Below are 17,486 nucleotides of genomic sequence, written 5' to 3'. Positions count from 1 at the left end.
TCCCTTTAAGAAAGGGAATCAAAAAATCTGGAGACAACAGCGATCGGAAGATCGATTCGAACCCGGAACGTCACCTAATTGCCGCACCCCAATTCGAAAGATATGGTGATTCGTGCAAGCGTAGTGGAGGGGACGAAATCGAATCTGAAGAAGCGAAGCGTGCGTCTTTGTGTCCGGATTTTCCCTTTAAAAAAGGGAATCAAAAAAAATCTGGAGACAACAGCGATCAGAAGATCGATTCGTAACCGGAACGTCACCTATTGCTGCACCCCAATTCGAAAGATACGGTGATTCGTGCAAACGTAGTGGAGGGGACGAAATCGAATCTGAAGAAGCGAAGCGTGCGCCTTTGTCTCCGGATTTTCCCTTTAAATAAGGGAATCAAAAAAATCTGGAGACAACAGCGATTGGAAGATCGATTCGTAACCGGAACGCCACCTACGCGCCGCACCAAACCTATCTTTTCAACTAACTATGAAAGAAGTGGATCTACCTTGCCATCAGTTACACTCGAACGCAGTCGCAAAAAGCGGCTTGAACATGCACATCCATGGATATTTAACAATGAAATTGCCTCTGTTGACGGAAACCCTGAGCCGGGAGATCTGGTCAATGTATTGAATCATCAAGGTCGCTATCTGGCGACAGGATATTACAATCCTGCATCTCAGATCACTGTAAGGGTTGTAGCTTATCAACCGTTGGAGTCCGAACAGATGGACACCGCGTTCTTTGCAGCACGTTTCCGCGATTGCTTGCGTCATCGGGAACGTTTTATCCAGGATGGAGAGGCATACCGTCTCGTTTACGGAGAAGCTGATTTTCTGCCAGGATTGATCGTTGATCGATTCGGCAGCATCCTCGTTGTACAGTTGCTTACACTTGGCATGGATCGTTGCCGTGAAGCGATTGTACAGGCACTCATTGAAGTAATGCAGCCGGAAGGCATATATGAGCGCAGTGATGTCTCAATTCGTGAACTCGAAGGTTTGGAGCAGACCAAAGGTCCGCTGTACGGAGAGTGCCCACGACATGTCACCGTTACAGAGAATGGACTTCTCATTAAAGTGGATATCGTGGAAGGACAGAAAACAGGTTACTTCTTCGACCAACGTGAGAATCGTGCAGCCATAGAACCGCTCATGAAAGGTTGGGGCTACAAGAGTGGAATTACACTTCAAACGACCGAGCAGGATGGCACAGAGCAGCTCTTGCCTGTGAATAAAAGCGGTAAGGTAGTTACATTCCCTTATTGGGACGGTGCTACTGTACTGGAGTGTTTCTCACACACGGGCAGCTTTACGTTGAATGCTTGCAAGTATGGAGCTAAAAAAGTGACTTGTCTTGATATTTCGGAGCATGCCATTGAGAGTGCACGAACAAATGTGGAGCTGAACGGTTTTACCGACCGGGTCGAATTTGTAGTTGCTGACGCATTCCAGTACTTGCGTGAACAAGTGAAAGGACTGGATGAACGTACTGCACGTGCGCGTGCTGGCGAACAAAAAGTAGATACATCCAAGGCGCTTACAGCTGGCGGTAAAACATTCGATGTCGTTATCCTCGATCCCCCGGCGTTTGCCAAAACAAAATCAGCAGTCAAAGGTGCATGCCGTGGATATAAGGATATCAACCTGCAAGGAATGAAACTGGTCAATGAGGGCGGATATTTGGTAACAGCAAGCTGTTCGTATCATATGCGTCCAGACCTCTTCCTGGATACGATTGCGGATGCAGCAGAAGATGCAGGCAAAGTGCTTCGTCTGATCGACTGGAAAGCAGCCGGTAAGGATCACCCGCAAATTTTGGGCGTGGATGAAGGACATTACCTGAAATTTGCTATTTTCGAAGTGCGCAGTAAAAAGAATTAATTGTATGATTTCCGTTCCAATCAAGTATAGATCAAGTCAAAAGTCCACAGTGTGAACAACTGCGGGCTTTTTGCTGTTTTGCTGTGTTAACGGAGATGATCTCCGGTTTTACCGGATAGTGGCAAACGTATGTTCCGAACCAAGTCAGATATGTTATACTGGGAATTAAAATCTTGTACGTGTGGTTTGGAGGATTAGACATGTCCGTTCGTTTTGTTATTGGCCGGGCAGGCAGCGGAAAAAGCTCGCTGATTACCCGGGAAATTACAACCCTGCTTCAACAAGAACCGCAAGGTAAACCTTTGATTTTACTCGTTCCCGAACAGAGTTCTTTTCGAACAGAGCAGGCATTGGTGTCTTCTGGAGCAATTAAAGGTACCATGCGTGCAGAAGTGCTCGGCTTTCGCCGTTTAGCCTATCGTGTAATGCAAGAAGCAGGTGGTTCTGCTCGTATTCCGATCGGAGCCGAAGGCAAAAAAATGCTGCTTTACAAAGTAATCCAGCGCCGTAAGGAAGAATTAAAGCTGTTTGGTGCATCCGGTAGCCAGCTGGGTTTTATAGGCGAATTAAATGATTTATATAGTGAATTTAAACGTTATGAAGTTGATCCATCATTGCTGGAAGAAGGGCTGTCTGGATGGAATACTTCATCCTCTTCGCCAATTCTGGAAGATAAGCTACATGACTTGAATCTGATATATCGTGACTATGAACAGGAATTGACCAATTTATATATTGATGATGAAGACACGTTGACCGAGCTGACAGATCGTTTGTCGGAAAGTGCATTGCTGCAGGATGCCCAGATCTGGATTGATGGTTTTCAGGGATTCACACCACAGGAGATGAGTGTGGTCGGTCGGCTGATGTTGCAGTCCTCTTCCGTGACGATTGCACTGACATTGGATCGTCCTTATGATCACGGCGCACTGCCTGGAGAACTGGAACTGTTTTATCCTACGGCAAGTGCCTATGCGCGCCTGAAAGGGATGGCTGACGAACTGGGTGTACCGAGCGATATAACCGTGCTAGATTCGGAGATTCCACCGAGATACAAGGATCGCCCGGGACTTGCTCATCTGGAGGCTGGTTTCGACCGTCGAATTCGTTGGAAAAGTGAAGGCCTTGATTCCGGAATCCGACTGGTTGCAGCGGAAAACCGACGAGCTGAGATGGAGGGAGCACTGCGTGAGATGCGGCGCCTGGCACAAAACGAAGGTGCGCGTTATCGGGATATGGCGGTACTTGTTCGTCAGTTGGATACCTACGCTGATATAGCTGAACCTCTATTCAGGGATTATGACGTACCCGTCTTTCTGGACCGCAGAAGAAATGAACTTCATCATCCATTATCCGAGTTTATCCGTTCTGCACTCGACATTGTTCGTCGACATTGGCGTTACGAGGATGTATTTCGCTGTGTCAAAACGGATCTGCTACTTCCGCGTGATGGTTCCATCACTCGTGAAGATATGGACCAGCTTGAGAATTATGTACTGGCTTGTGGTATTCACGGGTATCGCTGGACTGACGGCAAACCGTGGAAGTATGTACCAAGCCTGTCGCTCGAAGACAACGGTCAGGATGGCCGTAGTCGAGGACGGGACCAGATGCTTTCTTTAATGGAGAGCTGCCGAACGGTCATTACAGATTCTTTGGGTGTTTTTGAGAAACGAATGAAAAAGGCAAAGACAGCCAAAGCCCAATGCGAGGCACTATACAGACTACTGGAAGATGCTGAGATCCCATGGAAGTTGGAACATATGTCTGCTGAAGCTAAAGCTCAGGGTGACCCCGAACGTTCGAGAGAACATCGGCAGATGTGGGGAGCTGTGCTGGATTTATTGGATCAGATGGTCGATATGATGGGGAATGAACGGCTGGATATCACGCTGTTTGCCGGGATGATTGAGACCGGATTGACGGAACTGAAGCTGGGTCTGGTACCACCAGCACTTGATCAGGTTTTGATGGGTTCTATGGACCGTACACGCCTTCAGGACATCAAATACGTATTTATCCTTGGCGCCGTTGATGGTGAATTACCCGCCGTACCTCAGGATGATGGCGTATTAACGGAACTGGAGAGATCGTTACTGACGGAAAGAGGCGTGGCACTTGGACCAGGTGCAACAAGGCAGATGCTGGATGAACGTTTTCTGATCTATACGGCACTTACAGCGGCAAGCAGCCAGTTGTGGCTGAGTTACCCGGTTGCTGATGATGAGGGGAAAACACTGCTTCCTTCCGAGATTGTCCGCCATGTACGGAAAATGTTTGGACTACAAGAACAGCCATTGCTCGCTCAACCACCGGTTGCGAACTCTGAAGAAACGCATTGGTCCTATGTCACCCATCCAGGTCAGAGTCTGTCTACGCTCATTGGACAATTGCGCAAATGGCGCCGTGGAGAAGACATCCCTGAAATGTGGTGGGCGGTCTACAATTGGCATGTATCTCGGGAGACAAGCAGACCTCAGCTGGAGCGGTTGATGGGATCGATCTTTTATCGTAATAGAGCATTACCACTACGTACAGCTACCAGTCGCAGACTGTATGGTACAGAGGTGAGGACGAGTGTCTCGCGAATGGAGCGGTTCGTTGCTTGTCCGTTCTCCCATTTTGCTTCGCACGGGTTGCGTCTCAAAGAACGGCAATTGTACCGCCTTCAGGCTCCTGATATCGGACAGCTGTTTCATGCTGCACTAAGCCAGCTGGCTATGCGATTGCGTGAAGAAAATCGTAGTTGGGGCAGCTTGACTCCAGACCAATGCCGTAAGGAAGCCGAGCAAACCGTGGAGCAGATTGCACCACAACTGCAAGGGGAGATTTTGCTAAGCACCAAGCGATACGGTTATATTTTCCGCAAATTGAAGGACATTGTTAGCCGGGCATCCGTTATTCTTGGTGAACAGTCCAGACGTGGAAGTTTTGAACCGATTGGGCTGGAGCTTGATTTTGGACCGGATAAAACACTGCCGCCATTACGTTTTGAACTGGAAAACGGCTGTGTGATGGAGATCGTGGGTCGGATTGACCGTGTGGATGTGGCAGAAGGAGAGAATGGTCTGCTCTTACGTGTCATTGACTATAAATCAAGCCAGACGGACCTCAAGTTACATGAAGTTTACTATGGTTTGTCATTACAGATGCTCACCTATTTGGAGGTGCTGCTTAGTGCTGCCGAGGAATGGCTTGGAGAAACGGCGATGCCGGGAGGAACGTTGTATTTCCATGTGCATAACCCGCTGTTGCAATCTGCAAACGGCATGACATCAGAGCAGGCAGGACAAGAACTGCTGAAACGGTTCAAAATGAAAGGTTTGCTGCTGGCGGATCGGGACGCAATCGCTCAAATGGACAACACCCTGGACAAGGGGTATTCAGCTATTATTCCAGTTGCCCTTAAGGCGGACGGAAGCTTTTATAGCAGTGCCGCTGTAGCCACACCAGAGCAATGGGATACGCTGCTTGCTTCGGTTCGCAGTAATATCCGTGAGATTGGTACCCGGATTACGGATGGAGATGTGGCCATTGAGCCTTATCGTATTCAGCAGGAAGTGGCGTGCACGTTCTGTCCGTATAAGCCTGTTTGTCAGTTTGATGAGAATATAGAAGGAAATGAATATAACCTGTTGTCCAAACCGGGCAAACAGCAAATCTGGGATATGTTATCTCACACCAAGGGAGGGGAAACATCATGACGAATATGCCAAAACCGGAGGGTAGCTTCTGGAGTGATGACCAGTGGAGTGCCATCTCGGAAAGCGGAGAAGACATCCTTGTTGCCGCAGCGGCGGGATCAGGCAAGACAGCCGTACTGGTTGAACGAATTATTCGCAAGATCGCAGATCCCTCCCAAGGATACAGTGTGGATCGTTTGCTTGTAGCTACATTTACCAAAGCCGCCGCCGCCGAGATGAAACAACGGATTCGGGAAGCGCTGGAACGTGCGCTTGAAGAACAGCCTGGAGAAGAGCATCTGCGTAAGCAGCTCTCGCTGCTTGGACGTGCATCTATTACAACGCTGCATTCATTCTGTATGGAAGTCATTCGCCGTTACTATCAGCAAATTCCGTTGAACCCGGCTTTCCGTATCCTGAATGAAAATGAAGCGGAAATCATGCGCCAGGAACTGCTTGAAGAACTATTTGAGGAAAAGTATGGCGAAGAAGATGAAGGGAGTACATTCCGCGAATTGGTGGACTGGTTCAGTGGAGAACGAAATGATGATGCCATGCATCGACTGGTGCAACGATTATATGATTTCTCCCGCAGTCATTCCTGGCCGGATCATTGGCTCTCCGAGATGGCATCCGCTTTTCAGGTGGAAAGTGTAGAGGCGCTTGGACATTCAGCATGGGTTCAGAGTATTTTGCGTGATGCGGCTCTTGCTTTAAGTGGTGCAGCAGGACTGCTTCGTCAAGGCATCCATATTTCCATGCAGCCTGAAGGTCCGGCACCTTATGCAGATACGTTAAAAGAAGACCTGGTGATGGTAGAAGAACTGTTGTCTGCGGTTGAGATTATGCCATGGGAGAGGTTGCCTGAAGTGTTTCAACCCGCTGTATTTGGCAAACTGAAACCCTGCAAAAAAGATCAGACGGACCCGGCTTTACAGGATCAGGTGAAGGAACTCCGTGAGGCCGCGAAAAAGGCAGTTACCGACCTGAAAGGTTCATTGTTCGGAAGAAGTGCGTTTGCGTTCTGGCAGGAGTTGGAGCAAGCGGCACCACTCATGCAGGAGTTGTCGAAGTTGGTTAGTACATTTGGAGAACGTTATCGACAGGCCAAACAGGAACGTGGGCAAGTTGACTTCAGTGATCTGGAGCATTACTGTCTTCACATTTTACGACATGAGGATTCAACGCCTGAATTGTCGATGCCTTCCGATGCGGCTATGGAGTACCGTTCGCGATTCGATGAAGTGTTGCTTGATGAATATCAGGACACCAATACGGTTCAAGAAGATATCGTGAAACTGATCTCCAGAGAAAACCCGGGTAACCGATTCATGGTCGGTGATGTAAAACAGAGTATCTATCGTTTCCGGTTGGCCGAGCCGGGTCTATTTATGAACAAGTATCGCCAATATGGAGCGAGCACACGTGAGGACGGAATGGTGGGAAATCATCTGAGTCGTACAGGTCAACGTATTGATCTTGCGCGGAATTTCCGCAGTCGTGCGGAAGTCGTGCATTCGGTCAATATGATATTCCGGCAACTCATGAACGAAGGTGTAGCAGAGATTGCTTACGATGAACGAGCTCAGCTGGCATATGGAGCTACGTTCCCGTCAGAGACGCTTGGAGATCAGGCGTATATACCTGAACTCATGTTGATTGATCGTCAGGGTGGTGGGCCTGATCTGACAGAGAGTACGGATGAGAATGGGGATGCATCGGTCTCCGCAGAACTGGAGAGTGCCGAACTTGAAACAGCCCAGTTGGAAGCGAGGGCGATCGCAAGGCGCATTCGTGAGATGGTTGGGGATACGGACAAACCTGCCCTCCATGTATATGACAAAGCCCTGCAAACGATGCGCCCGGCACGTTACGGTGACATGGTCATCTTGCTGCGTTCAACCTTGATGTGGGCCCCGCTCATGATTGAGGAATTCAGACAGCAGGGAATTCCTGCTGGAGGAGAACAGAGCAAGGGCTATTTTCAGGCTACAGAAGTGGAAATCATGATGTCTCTGCTTCAGCTTGTTGATAATCCAAGACAGGATATTCCGCTCGCTTCCGTGCTTCGTTCCCCGATTGTTGGACTGGATGAAGAGGAACTGGCACAGATTCGGCTTGGTGACAAAAGACAGTCATTCTATGATGCGGTTATATCGGCTGCGGGAGATTGGAGCGATGTACAACAATCCAGGCAGGATAATCATCCTGATTCCAATATGGTCCAGTTGCAGTGGCCGGAAGCCTGGGCAGAGATGGAACAGAGGGAGCGGGAGACAGCAGCTTCAGTCGAGGCAGAGATCCTGGATGATGTCTATGAATCCGATGTGCATAAAGTGCATACAGATGGAATGCAAGATGCTGGTGTTGCGGGACATGCAAGTGAGGATTTGGGCATAACAGAGATCTCAGGCTCGGAATTACAGCAAAAGTTAATTCGTTTTATGCGTCAATTGGAGCAGTGGAGACTTGAGGCAAGGCAAGGCAGTCTAAGTGAACTGATCTGGCGTATGTATCGGGAAACCGGTTATTTGGACTGGGTTGGTGGTCTTCCAGGAGGACTGCAACGTCAAAGTAATCTTAAGGCACTGTACGATCGCGCACGACAATATGAGGAAACAACTGCGAATCGCGGCTTGTTCCGTTTCCTGACCTATGTTTCCAGACTGCGGGAAAACGGGGGAGACCTCGGGACTGTAGCAAGTAGTTCTGGCGAGCAGGACAACGCCGTACGTATCATGACGATTCACAGGAGTAAAGGTTTGGAGTTTCCAATTGTTTTTGTCGGTGGCATATCCAAGATGTTTAATCAACAGGACTTGAACGCACCGTTTCTAATGCATAAGGAACTGGGATTTGGCCCGAGGTTTGTGGATCGTGAGAACCGGGTTGCCTATCCTACATTAGCCAATCTGGCGATTCGTCGTCGTGCGCAATTTGAACTGCTTGCTGAAGAGATGCGTGTGCTGTATGTTGCGTTGACCCGTCCCAAAGAGAAAATGGTTTTGCTAGGTACTGTAAAAGATGCCGCGAAAAAAGCGCTGGCGTGGTCTCAGGTCAAAGATAGCCCTGAATTGGCATTGCCAGACTATTTGCTGGCTGCTGGACGGAGTTACCTGGACTGGATTGGACCATCCCTGATGAGACATCCAGATGCGGCTGTGCTGCGTGAACTTGCTGGAAGCAATGGTTCGTTCTCAGCCTGTCTTGCAGATGATCAATCACGCTGGGCGATTTCTATTATTTCCGCCGAACAGGTATCCCGTGATCATGTAGTGGATCAGACACTCGGAGAAGAAGACGTGATGACTGAGGTACGGAAAGAACGAATTGCTGCACTAAAAGCCGTTCAGCCTGTGAAGTTGGTTCCATCCTCAACAGTAGAAGAGCTGACGAAGAGTGCACAAGTCACGGCTAACCCAAACATTGGAGATGAAGGTGCAGCTACAGTAGCTCTTCAACAAGAGGAGACACGGCTGATCAACGAGGTTGATCAACGCCTTTCATGGACGTATCCCTATGAAGCAGCAACTCAAGTAGCAGCCAGTACATCTGTTACGGAGTTGAAAACGTTACTTGCGATGCAGGACATCCAGTCCGTAGAGGTGATGGAGGAACTGGGGGAGAAGTCCGAGAGATTATTGGATCATAACACCTCAGGAATCAATAACATCAAGGATGAAACAAGTCATGCTCATCGTGGTGCATCCAGTGAATCTATCAAGCATGAGGCTGGGTTAGGGTCAGATTCAAACCGTCCGGTGAACGTTTGGGATGCGGGATCTGCGGGTACGTCTTTCAAACTGCACCTGCGTCGTCCCAAATTTATGGGAGAGAAGCAATTGACAGGGACAGAGCGGGGGACCGTGTATCATACGTTGATGCAACATCTTCCTGTAGATGGATCGGCCATTGATTCACAGCTTATTGAGCAGACCACTCAGCGATTGGTAGAGCTTCAGATTTTGCTGCCCCACCACGTGGAGGCTATCGAACTCGAAGAACTGGTCGAATTTTTCGATACAGAACCAGGGAAAGAGCTGTTGCGTGCAGCGTGGGTAAAACGGGAGATTCCGTTTGTGTACGGACTTCCGGCACATCAGTCCCCTGTGGAATGGCTACATGCGCAGTCTACGAACTCAGAAATCCAGACTGTAGATGAAGAAAATAAAATGCAGGCCACGATTGAAAATGAAACGGTTTTGGTTCGGGGAATTATTGACTGTCTGTATGAGGTGGACGGTGAGCTTGTGTTGCTCGATTACAAGACAGATCGGGTGTTGGACCATCGCGGTGGATTGGAAAAACTTACGGAAAACTATGGCTTCCAGCTGGATCTGTATGGACGGGCCATTGAAGATATATTGGGTCGGAAAGTTGACCGGAAATGGCTGTACTTTTTTGATGGTGGACATGCAGTGGAATTGTAAGAGAACTGGATCGGAATTAAAAACCATGGATTTCATATGGGAGAGGGGTGGAACGGACGATGCGTATTTTGCATACAGGGGACTGGCATTTGGGAAAAACGCTGGAAGGACGAAGCCGACTGCGTGAACAGGAAGATTTTGTTGATGAACTCGTCAGGGTCGCTGATGAGCAGCAGGCAGATGCCATATTGATGGCCGGAGATGTGTATGATTCGGTGAATCCTCCCGCAGCGGCGGAACAACTTTTTTATGAAGCGGCAGCGCGTCTGACGGAGCATGGAAGACCTCTTGTGGTGATTGCAGGAAATCATGATCAGCCAGAACGTGTAGCTTCTGTGACTCCACTTGTGAACAGACAGGGCATTACACTCGTAGGGATGCCTACTTCTGAAGCGGTAACCATCCATGCAAAGCGAACCGGAGAGACTGCACAGATTGCTGCATTGCCTTATCCTTCTGAAGCGAGATTGAATGAATTGCTGACAACAGATGGGGACGAAAATGTGCTTCGTCAGGCATACAGTCAACGGGTGGGTATGTTAATGCAGCGTCTGGCTGCTTCTTTTCGCCCGGATACCGTGAACTTGGCCATGAGTCATATCTATGTGCTCGGCGGACTTGAGAGTGATTCGGAACGTCCGATTCAGATCGGTGGGGCCTACACGGTAGACCCTTCGTCTTTATCAATTGGTGCGCAATACACGGCGCTTGGACATCTTCATCGTGCACAGGCTGTCAAAGGAGACGGTGTGATTCGATATAGCGGTTCTCCCCTGGCCTACAGCTTCTCCGAAGCAGGGCAGAGCAAGTCTGTCACGATGGTTGATCTGGCACCGGGTGGAGCAGCACAGGTAGAGGAAGTTTTGTTAACATCCGGGCGTCCGCTTGTGCGTTGGCAGGCGCGTGGTGGTCTGGCAGAAGTATATCGCTGGCTGGATGAGGGACGTGATCCGCAGGCTTTTATCGACATGGAAGTGTGGCTGGACGAGGCAATGTCCCTGAAGGAGATTCAGCAGCTGCGAAAATCACATGAAGGTATCATTCATATTCGCCCGGTGTATCCCGAGATGGCTGCAGCAGGACTTTTGGAGCAACGATCCGAGCTACCTGTACATGAACTGTTCCGTAAATTCTATCAGCGTCAGACGGGTGGTGCACAACCGGAAGACAGTCTGGTACAGCTTTTCCTGGAACTTGTGGATGAAGATGAGCCGAGTGTGCGTGAGGAGGTCGAGGAAAGATGAAGCCGATTTTATTAAAAGTTTCCGGACTGCAAAGTTATCGGGAGATGCAGGAGATTGATTTTACCGTGCTGACAGAGACGGGACTATTCGGTATTTTTGGTCCAACGGGTAGTGGTAAATCTTCCTTGCTCGATGCCATCACACTCGCCATGTACGGAAAAGTGGAACGCGCGGTGAACGGGACGCAAGGCATTATGAATCATGCAGAGGATTCGTTGTCGGTTGCTTTTACATTTGAACTGATGTCGGCGGAAGGCACTCGAAGGTTCCGGGTAGAGCGACGTTTCAAACGAAATAATGAAGTGTCGGTGAGTAACACGATCAGCAAATTCATAGAGACGGTTAATGGCGAAGAACAGGTACTTGCCGACAAATTGGCAGATGTGAATCGCTGTGTTGAAGATGTGATCGGTTTGAAGATGGATGATTTTACACGGGCAGTGGTGCTTCCGCAAGGGAAGTTTGCCGAGTTTTTGTCACTCAAAGGCAGTGAACGTCGTCAGATGCTGCAACGATTGTTCCATCTGGAGAAGTATGGGGATCAGCTGGCCATCAAATTAAGTCGGCGGGTTAAGGATAATGATATGGTTCACCAATCTCTTGCTGCGGAGCAACAGGGACTTGGGAATGCCAGCAAGGAGACGCTGGAAGAAACGAAACGTCTTCTTCAAAACGCTGTTCAGCAGTCTGAATTGTCCCGCAAAGCGCTGGATGAAGCTGTGAAGGAAGCTGAACAACTGGGCAAAATTCGTGAGTTAAGTAACGAACGGCAGGCCCGGACGGATGAACAGCAGAAGCTGAAAGCACTGGAACCACAGATAGAGGTAGGCGAACAACGGCTGAAACAATCCGTTGCGGCAGATGCAATACTGCCTGCATTGCAGACGGTTCGAGATGCCATGGCTACACAGAAGCAGCGGCAGGATACTGCCGAGACAGCTCATCAGCAAGCACTGGAACATGAGCGTCTGGCTGTTCAGGAAGCGGAGAAGGCTGAGACGGCACGCAAGCAAATGACGGAGGAAGAACCGAAACTTCTGCTGCGCCTGGAGCAACTCGAACAAGCGAAAGAGCTGCAACGTGAACGGGACGGACTTCAAGCCGATTGCTCGCGCCTCGCGCAGTTGCTGGAACAGGGGCAGAGCGAACAAACTACGCTGGGACAGCAGCTTGAGAAAGAAAAGGAACTGCAACAGCGCGGACGGAAACGGCGAGAGGAACTACAGGAGAGCCTCAAGCCAAATGAAGTGAAGTCAGAGGAACGCAGGCAACTTCAAGCTGCGCTTGAACTGAAACATCGTGTGGATACTGCCGCGGAGCAGTTGCAGCAAAATAAGGCTGACATGCAAGCCTATAAGCAATCGGCAGAACAGGGAGCCGACAAGCTGAAGGCGGCGGCTGAGGAAGAAAAACGCCTGAGTGATCAGCGTCAGCATCTGGTAGAACAGGCGTCAGCAGGCCTTGAGGCCTTGCTTGCCTGTGAGCAGGATATTAGCCGCGAACAGAGCCTGCTGGCCCTTGCGGAGGAACAGCTGCGTGGCACGATGCGTGAGCAGGAGCTGCACCGGCTGTCCTCCGCTTTGCGCGCCGAGCTGCACGACGGCGAGCCATGCCCGGTGTGCGGCTCGCCGCATCACCCGCTCCCGGCTGCGCCGCCGGGAGAAGGTCCGCACGCAGGCGATGCGGACCTGGAACTGCTGCGCAGCCTGCACGCGGAGCTGCAGGAGCTGCGCTTTGGGCTGCGCCAGCAGCTGCACGAACGTCGCAGCCTGCTGACGCAGCTTGGCGCTGCGGCCGGCGAAGCTCCTGCCGCAGCCGAGGCCGCGCCTGCGGCAGCGGAGCCCGAGCCCGCCGGGGCACCCGAACACGGGCGCCCCCCGGCAGGCTGGGCATCGCGTGCCGCTGCGCTGCGCGAAGCCGCGCAGGCGCTGGCTGCCGCAGCAGCGCCGCTCCAGGCCGAAGCCGCCGCGTTGCAGCAGGCGGCTGTGGGCGCGCAGCAGCGCCGCATGGAAGCGGCAGCTGCGCAAGAGGCCGGCCGTGCCGGGCTCACCCAGGCGGAGCGCAAGCTGGCCGAGAGCGAGGCCGTAGCGGCTGCTTTGCAGGGCCGCTGGGCCGCGGAACTGCCCGGCATCGCTCAGGAGGAGGCCAAGGCCCTCTATCAGGCGATGCAGGAGCGCGATGCGCGCGCCGAAGACATCAAGGAACGTCTTAACAAAAGCGTGACGTTCCTTGAGGATAAAGACCAAATCATTCAATCTCTCCAGCAGAAGCTGGTTGAATTGGACAAACAACTGATTCAGTGGCAAACGGAGTGGCAGGGCAATAGCAAACAGCTGGCCGAGAAGGAAGAACGCTTGCGCCAGTGGGTTGGGGAGCAGCGGGTAGAAGATCTGATTACTGCGGCTCAGGCTCGTCTGGATGGATTGCGGAAAACAGCTTCGGACTCGGCACAACGCTTCAAAGAAGCGGACACGCTGAAGCAGGAATCAGCCAAGAAAGACGTTATGGCTCAGCAGGCAGCCGCCTCGGCCACAGAACATCTGCAACAAGCACAGGAACGGTGGAAGCAGTTGCTTGAACAATCTCCGTTTGACTCGGATGATGCTGTTGTATCCGCGGCAATTCCTTCCCAGGAAGCAGAACGACTGGCAGGAGAGATCCAGCAGCACCGTGAACGTGAGCGTGAACTGGCATCCCAGTTGCGTGAACTGGAACAAAAGCTGGGTGGTGCTGTCGTATCGGAGGAACAGTGGTTAGCTTGCACCGAACGTTTGCAGCAGGTCCGAATTGAGGATGAGGCTGCCCTTCGTGCCAAAGCACGTGCAGAACGTGATTTGGAGGATGTGGAGCAGCGACATGTTCGGTGGACCGAACTGGAGAACAAGCGGGTGGAAGTAAGCCGTCAAGGCGAACTGCTCAGCAAACTGCAAACAGCTTTCAGAGGCAATGCTTTTGTCGAGTATATTGCCGAAGAACAACTGATGCAGGTTAGTCATGCGGCATCTCAGCGTCTGCGTTTCCTGACCAAACAGCGTTATTCACTGGAGGTGGATTCCGGCGGTGGTTTTGTAATCTGTGATGATGCCAACGGGGGAGTAAAACGACCGGTATCAACGTTGTCAGGTGGCGAGACGTTTTTGACTTCGTTGTCACTGGCCTTGGCACTGTCGGCCCAGATTCAACTGCGAGGTCAGTACCCACTCCAATTCTTTTTCCTGGATGAAGGGTTTGGTACACTTGACCCTGAGCTGTTGGATACCGTCATTACTTCTTTGGAAAAATTGCATGACGACCGATTGGCTGTTGGTGTAATCAGTCACGTGCCTGAACTGCGTGCACGCTTGCCGCGCAAACTTGTGGTGATTCCGGCAGGTGAGGCCGGAAACGGCTCACGGGTGGTCTTGGAGACCCTGTAGAGGGCAATGTGTAAGCAATATAGATCATAGAAGCGTCTCTAATAGTCCAAGCAAAATGAATATTAGAGGTTGTTCAAAAAGTCCGCTTTTAATTACGAATGGTGCCTAGCGGCATCATCAACATCGAATATGGAATTCAGCCGAAATAAGTAGGGGCTTACGAAGGTTGTTTCCTTCGGAAACATTGCGGTTGCTCCGTAGCTCTATCTATGCTCCGCTACTCCATTTCTAGCTTTATCCCGTCTTTTTTGGTACTGAAAACCGCCCTTTTTAAACACGCACTATTACGGAATATTATTTTTGTAAAAATATTTCTTTTCTTGCTTTTATAACTTAGCGGAGTGAGTTACATCACAGATACAGGTTCATCCGGCTGTTATACTACAGTTAAGCCGACAAACTTTATTTAAGTACCCCGGCGGACATCTGATCAGGACGTTTCCTGAATAGATGTCCGCGCAGCAGCCCTTCCAAGGAAGCCGCTCACGGGGTGCTTCTTTTTTGTGTTTTTTCGTCAGTAGTGTCAATTCGCCCAGTTCTGAATACCATGAAAAGGTGATCAAGAGCTGAATCAGGGAGGCGTTGGCAAGTGGAAAAAGTGGAAGCAAAGAAAATATGTAAGGAACACATGCACCGTTATGTATGTGTCCAGATGAATGACGGTATGCACTACGATGGCATTATGGAAAATGTGGATGACGAAATGATCTACCTGGCTGTTCCCGTTGGACCGGAAGCCATGGTGAATCATGCGAACTGGGCTCCAAATGCAATGCCTGGAGCAAACTATCCGATAGGTCATACTCGCGGATTTTATCCAGGTTACGGCTACCCTACACCTTATCCGTATTATGGTTATGGCCGTAGACGTTTTAACCGGCTGGTGCTCCCGTTATTTGCGCTTACAGCGTTAACCCTTTTACCGTACTATTGAAATTAGAAAAAACAGTCATAACTGCAAGTGACGCATTCTTATGTACCCTATGGGCATCCTATGAAAATCTTGAAAATAACAAGTTGAGGATGGATGTTTCATTCATGGCACTATACAGAATGAAATAGAGAGGTCTTATCACATATGAAGTCTCAGCCTGATGTATCGCGACAGTCATTGCAATACAACTGGCAACATACCGAATATCCAAAAAGGTCATGCCTGTGCAGAAGCGAACTTCTGTAAGGTATGACCTTTTTTTGAACCTAATTAGTGTAAGATCGAAGACAAACGGGTAGCACATAACGTGTATTCAAACTTGCTGAAAGCAGAACCTGACCTGAACGTGTCCGGAGCAGAGGCGTACCGCATCCTCTGAATATGCGAGAACGTGCCTATGTGCGAGCAAACGATCAGGACACCGGAAAGCTTTAATTCTCTATTTCAATAAAAAGCATCGATTCGTGTTGGAATCGATGCTGTTCTCTTGCCCGCGGTTGGAGGAGTGGAGCTTGATGTGAGCGCTGACGAATCTGAGGCATCTTATTCAAGCCTTTGAAGCGCCATCAGAATTTTAAGGAATCTGAGACACGTTATCACCGAATAAAGAGCCGCTATCAGCATTTTTTTCAGGGTAATTTGGGAAATAACGTGCCTGATGTTCCTAATAATTTCAAATGAGGGCCTGAACGCCAAATAAGACGTCCTGTGTTCCTTGGAAAATCGTCCACTACTCCCTCTCCAAGATCAGCCAGCAGCGACTTCAAAATGCCCTCAACTTAATGCAGATTTCAAATCCTCAAGTAAATCTTCAACATCCTCGATCCCAACAGAGATACGAATCAAACCATCCGTGATCCCCAATTCTTGCCGACGTTCATAGGGAATGGAAGCATGTGTCATTCGGGCAGGTACAGAGATTAAACTTTCTACCGCGCCCAGACTTTCAGCCAATGTGAAATAACGGACTTTGCTTAACACCTCATCTACTTTTTCAGCACTGCCTACATCAAAGGAAACCATACCACCATATCCTCTCGCTTGTGTGGAAGCAAGCTTGTGCTGTGGATGGTCGGGTAGCCCTGGATAATAGACTTTGCTTACTGCTGGATGCTGATTCAGAAATGTCACAAGCTGCTCTGTATTGCGTTCTTGCGCTTCCATCCGCAATCCCAATGTTTTAAGACCTCGCATTAACAGCCAGGAATCCATAGGTCCCAGAACTGCGCCAATTGCATTTTGAATAAAATGCAGATCTTCACCAAGTTGCTCGCTGTTGACAACCGCAAGTCCTGCCACGACATCGCTATGCCCACCGATATATTTCGTTGCAGAATGCAGTACAATATCTGCCCCCAGAGCCAGCGGGGTTTGCCAATAAGGCGTACTAAACGTGTTATCCACGATGAACAGCAACTCATGTTGTTTTGACCATTTCGCTACAGCAGTAATATCGGTGACCTTGAGTAACGGATTGGTAGGTGTTTCTACATAAATGGCCTTTGTATTGGATTGCAAAGCCTTTTCCAGTGCTTGTGTTGAGGTAGTATCTACAAAGGTAGACTCGATCCCCAGACGACTCAGCACCTTGGTGAAAATGCGGTAAGTCCCGCCGTATACATCATCCGTCAGAATGACGTGATCTCGAGTTTTCAACAGAGACATTACAGCGTGGATCGCAGCCATTCCCGAACTAAAAGCAAAACCTCGAACGCCATCCTCCAGTTCTTTAATGACTTCTTCCAACGCATGACGGGTAGGGTTGCCTGTACGTGAATACTCGTATCCTTTGTGTACGCCAACCGATTCTTGCTCATACGTGCTTACTTGATAGATCGGTACACTCACTGCTCCAGTGTGTGTATCACCAACAATACCTGCATGAATCAGCTTGGTTTTTGGTCTCAT

At 49.9% G+C, this 17,486-nt stretch carries 7 protein-coding genes; 6 read left to right on the top strand and 1 reads right to left on the bottom strand.

From position 1 onward, the window contains the following. Nucleotides 1-494 precede the first annotated feature (494 nt). The 6 genes from BS614_RS24830 to BS614_RS24805 all read left to right on the top strand — a co-directional run bounded on the left by BS614_RS24830 (nt 495) and on the right by BS614_RS24805 (nt 15,578). A complete protein-coding gene (locus BS614_RS24830) occupies nt 495-1,871 on the top strand; it encodes a class I SAM-dependent rRNA methyltransferase (RefSeq protein ID WP_074096980.1) in 1,377 nt (458 codons plus the stop codon). 200 nt (nt 1,872-2,071) lie between these two features. Next, a complete protein-coding gene (gene addB, locus BS614_RS24825) occupies nt 2,072-5,575 on the top strand; it encodes a helicase-exonuclease AddAB subunit AddB (protein WP_074095889.1) in 3,504 nt (1,167 codons plus the stop codon). Next, nucleotides 5,572-9,984 carry a helicase-exonuclease AddAB subunit AddA gene (gene addA / locus BS614_RS24820; protein WP_074095888.1) on the top strand — a complete coding sequence of 1,471 codons (4,413 nt, stop codon included), beginning with the start codon at nt 5,572-5,574 and terminating at the stop codon, nt 9,982-9,984. The genes addB and addA overlap by 4 nt, the downstream gene beginning before the upstream one ends. Before the next feature lie 59 nt (nt 9,985-10,043). Continuing rightward, nucleotides 10,044-11,228: an exonuclease SbcCD subunit D gene (locus BS614_RS24815; protein ID WP_074095887.1), complete on the top strand. Its 1,185-nt coding sequence runs from the start codon at nt 10,044-10,046 to the stop codon at nt 11,226-11,228. Beyond that, nucleotides 11,225-14,644 (top strand): SbcC/MukB-like Walker B domain-containing protein, encoded by a 3,420-nt coding sequence (locus BS614_RS24810; protein ID WP_074095886.1) that lies wholly within the window; start codon nt 11,225-11,227, stop codon nt 14,642-14,644. The genes BS614_RS24815 and BS614_RS24810 overlap by 4 nt, the downstream gene beginning before the upstream one ends. 589 nt (nt 14,645-15,233) lie before the next feature. Further along, nucleotides 15,234-15,578 (top strand): hypothetical protein, encoded by a 345-nt coding sequence (locus tag BS614_RS24805; RefSeq protein WP_036674796.1) that lies wholly within the window; start codon nt 15,234-15,236, stop codon nt 15,576-15,578. A 774-nt stretch (nt 15,579-16,352) separates the two neighbouring features. Here the strand turns inward: BS614_RS24805 and BS614_RS24800 are convergent. Further along, nucleotides 16,353-17,486, bottom strand: coding sequence for a bifunctional cystathionine gamma-lyase/homocysteine desulfhydrase (locus tag BS614_RS24800; protein ID WP_074095885.1), 1,134 nt, complete (start codon nt 17,484-17,486; stop codon nt 16,353-16,355).

This window comes from Paenibacillus xylanexedens, assembly GCF_001908275.1.
In the GTDB taxonomy this organism is placed as follows: domain Bacteria; phylum Bacillota; class Bacilli; order Paenibacillales; family Paenibacillaceae; genus Paenibacillus; species Paenibacillus xylanexedens_A.
This window is presented reverse-complemented; position numbering and strand designations above follow the sequence as displayed.

Bases quoted from the DNA above. Each gene is read 5' to 3' on its own strand.
- addA (WP_074095888.1), top strand. From the start codon at position 5,572: ATGACGAATATGCCAAAACCGGAGGGTAGCTTCTGGAGTGATGACCAG.
- BS614_RS24815 (WP_074095887.1), top strand. From the start codon at position 10,044: ATGCGTATTTTGCATACAGGGGACTGGCATTTGGGAAAAACGCTGGAA.
- BS614_RS24810 (WP_074095886.1), top strand. From the start codon at position 11,225: ATGAAGCCGATTTTATTAAAAGTTTCCGGACTGCAAAGTTATCGGGAG.
- addB (WP_074095889.1), top strand. From the start codon at position 2,072: ATGTCCGTTCGTTTTGTTATTGGCCGGGCAGGCAGCGGAAAAAGCTCG.
- BS614_RS24800 (WP_074095885.1), bottom strand. From the start codon at position 17,486: ATGAGACCAAAAACCAAGCTGATTCATGCAGGTATTGTTGGTGATACA.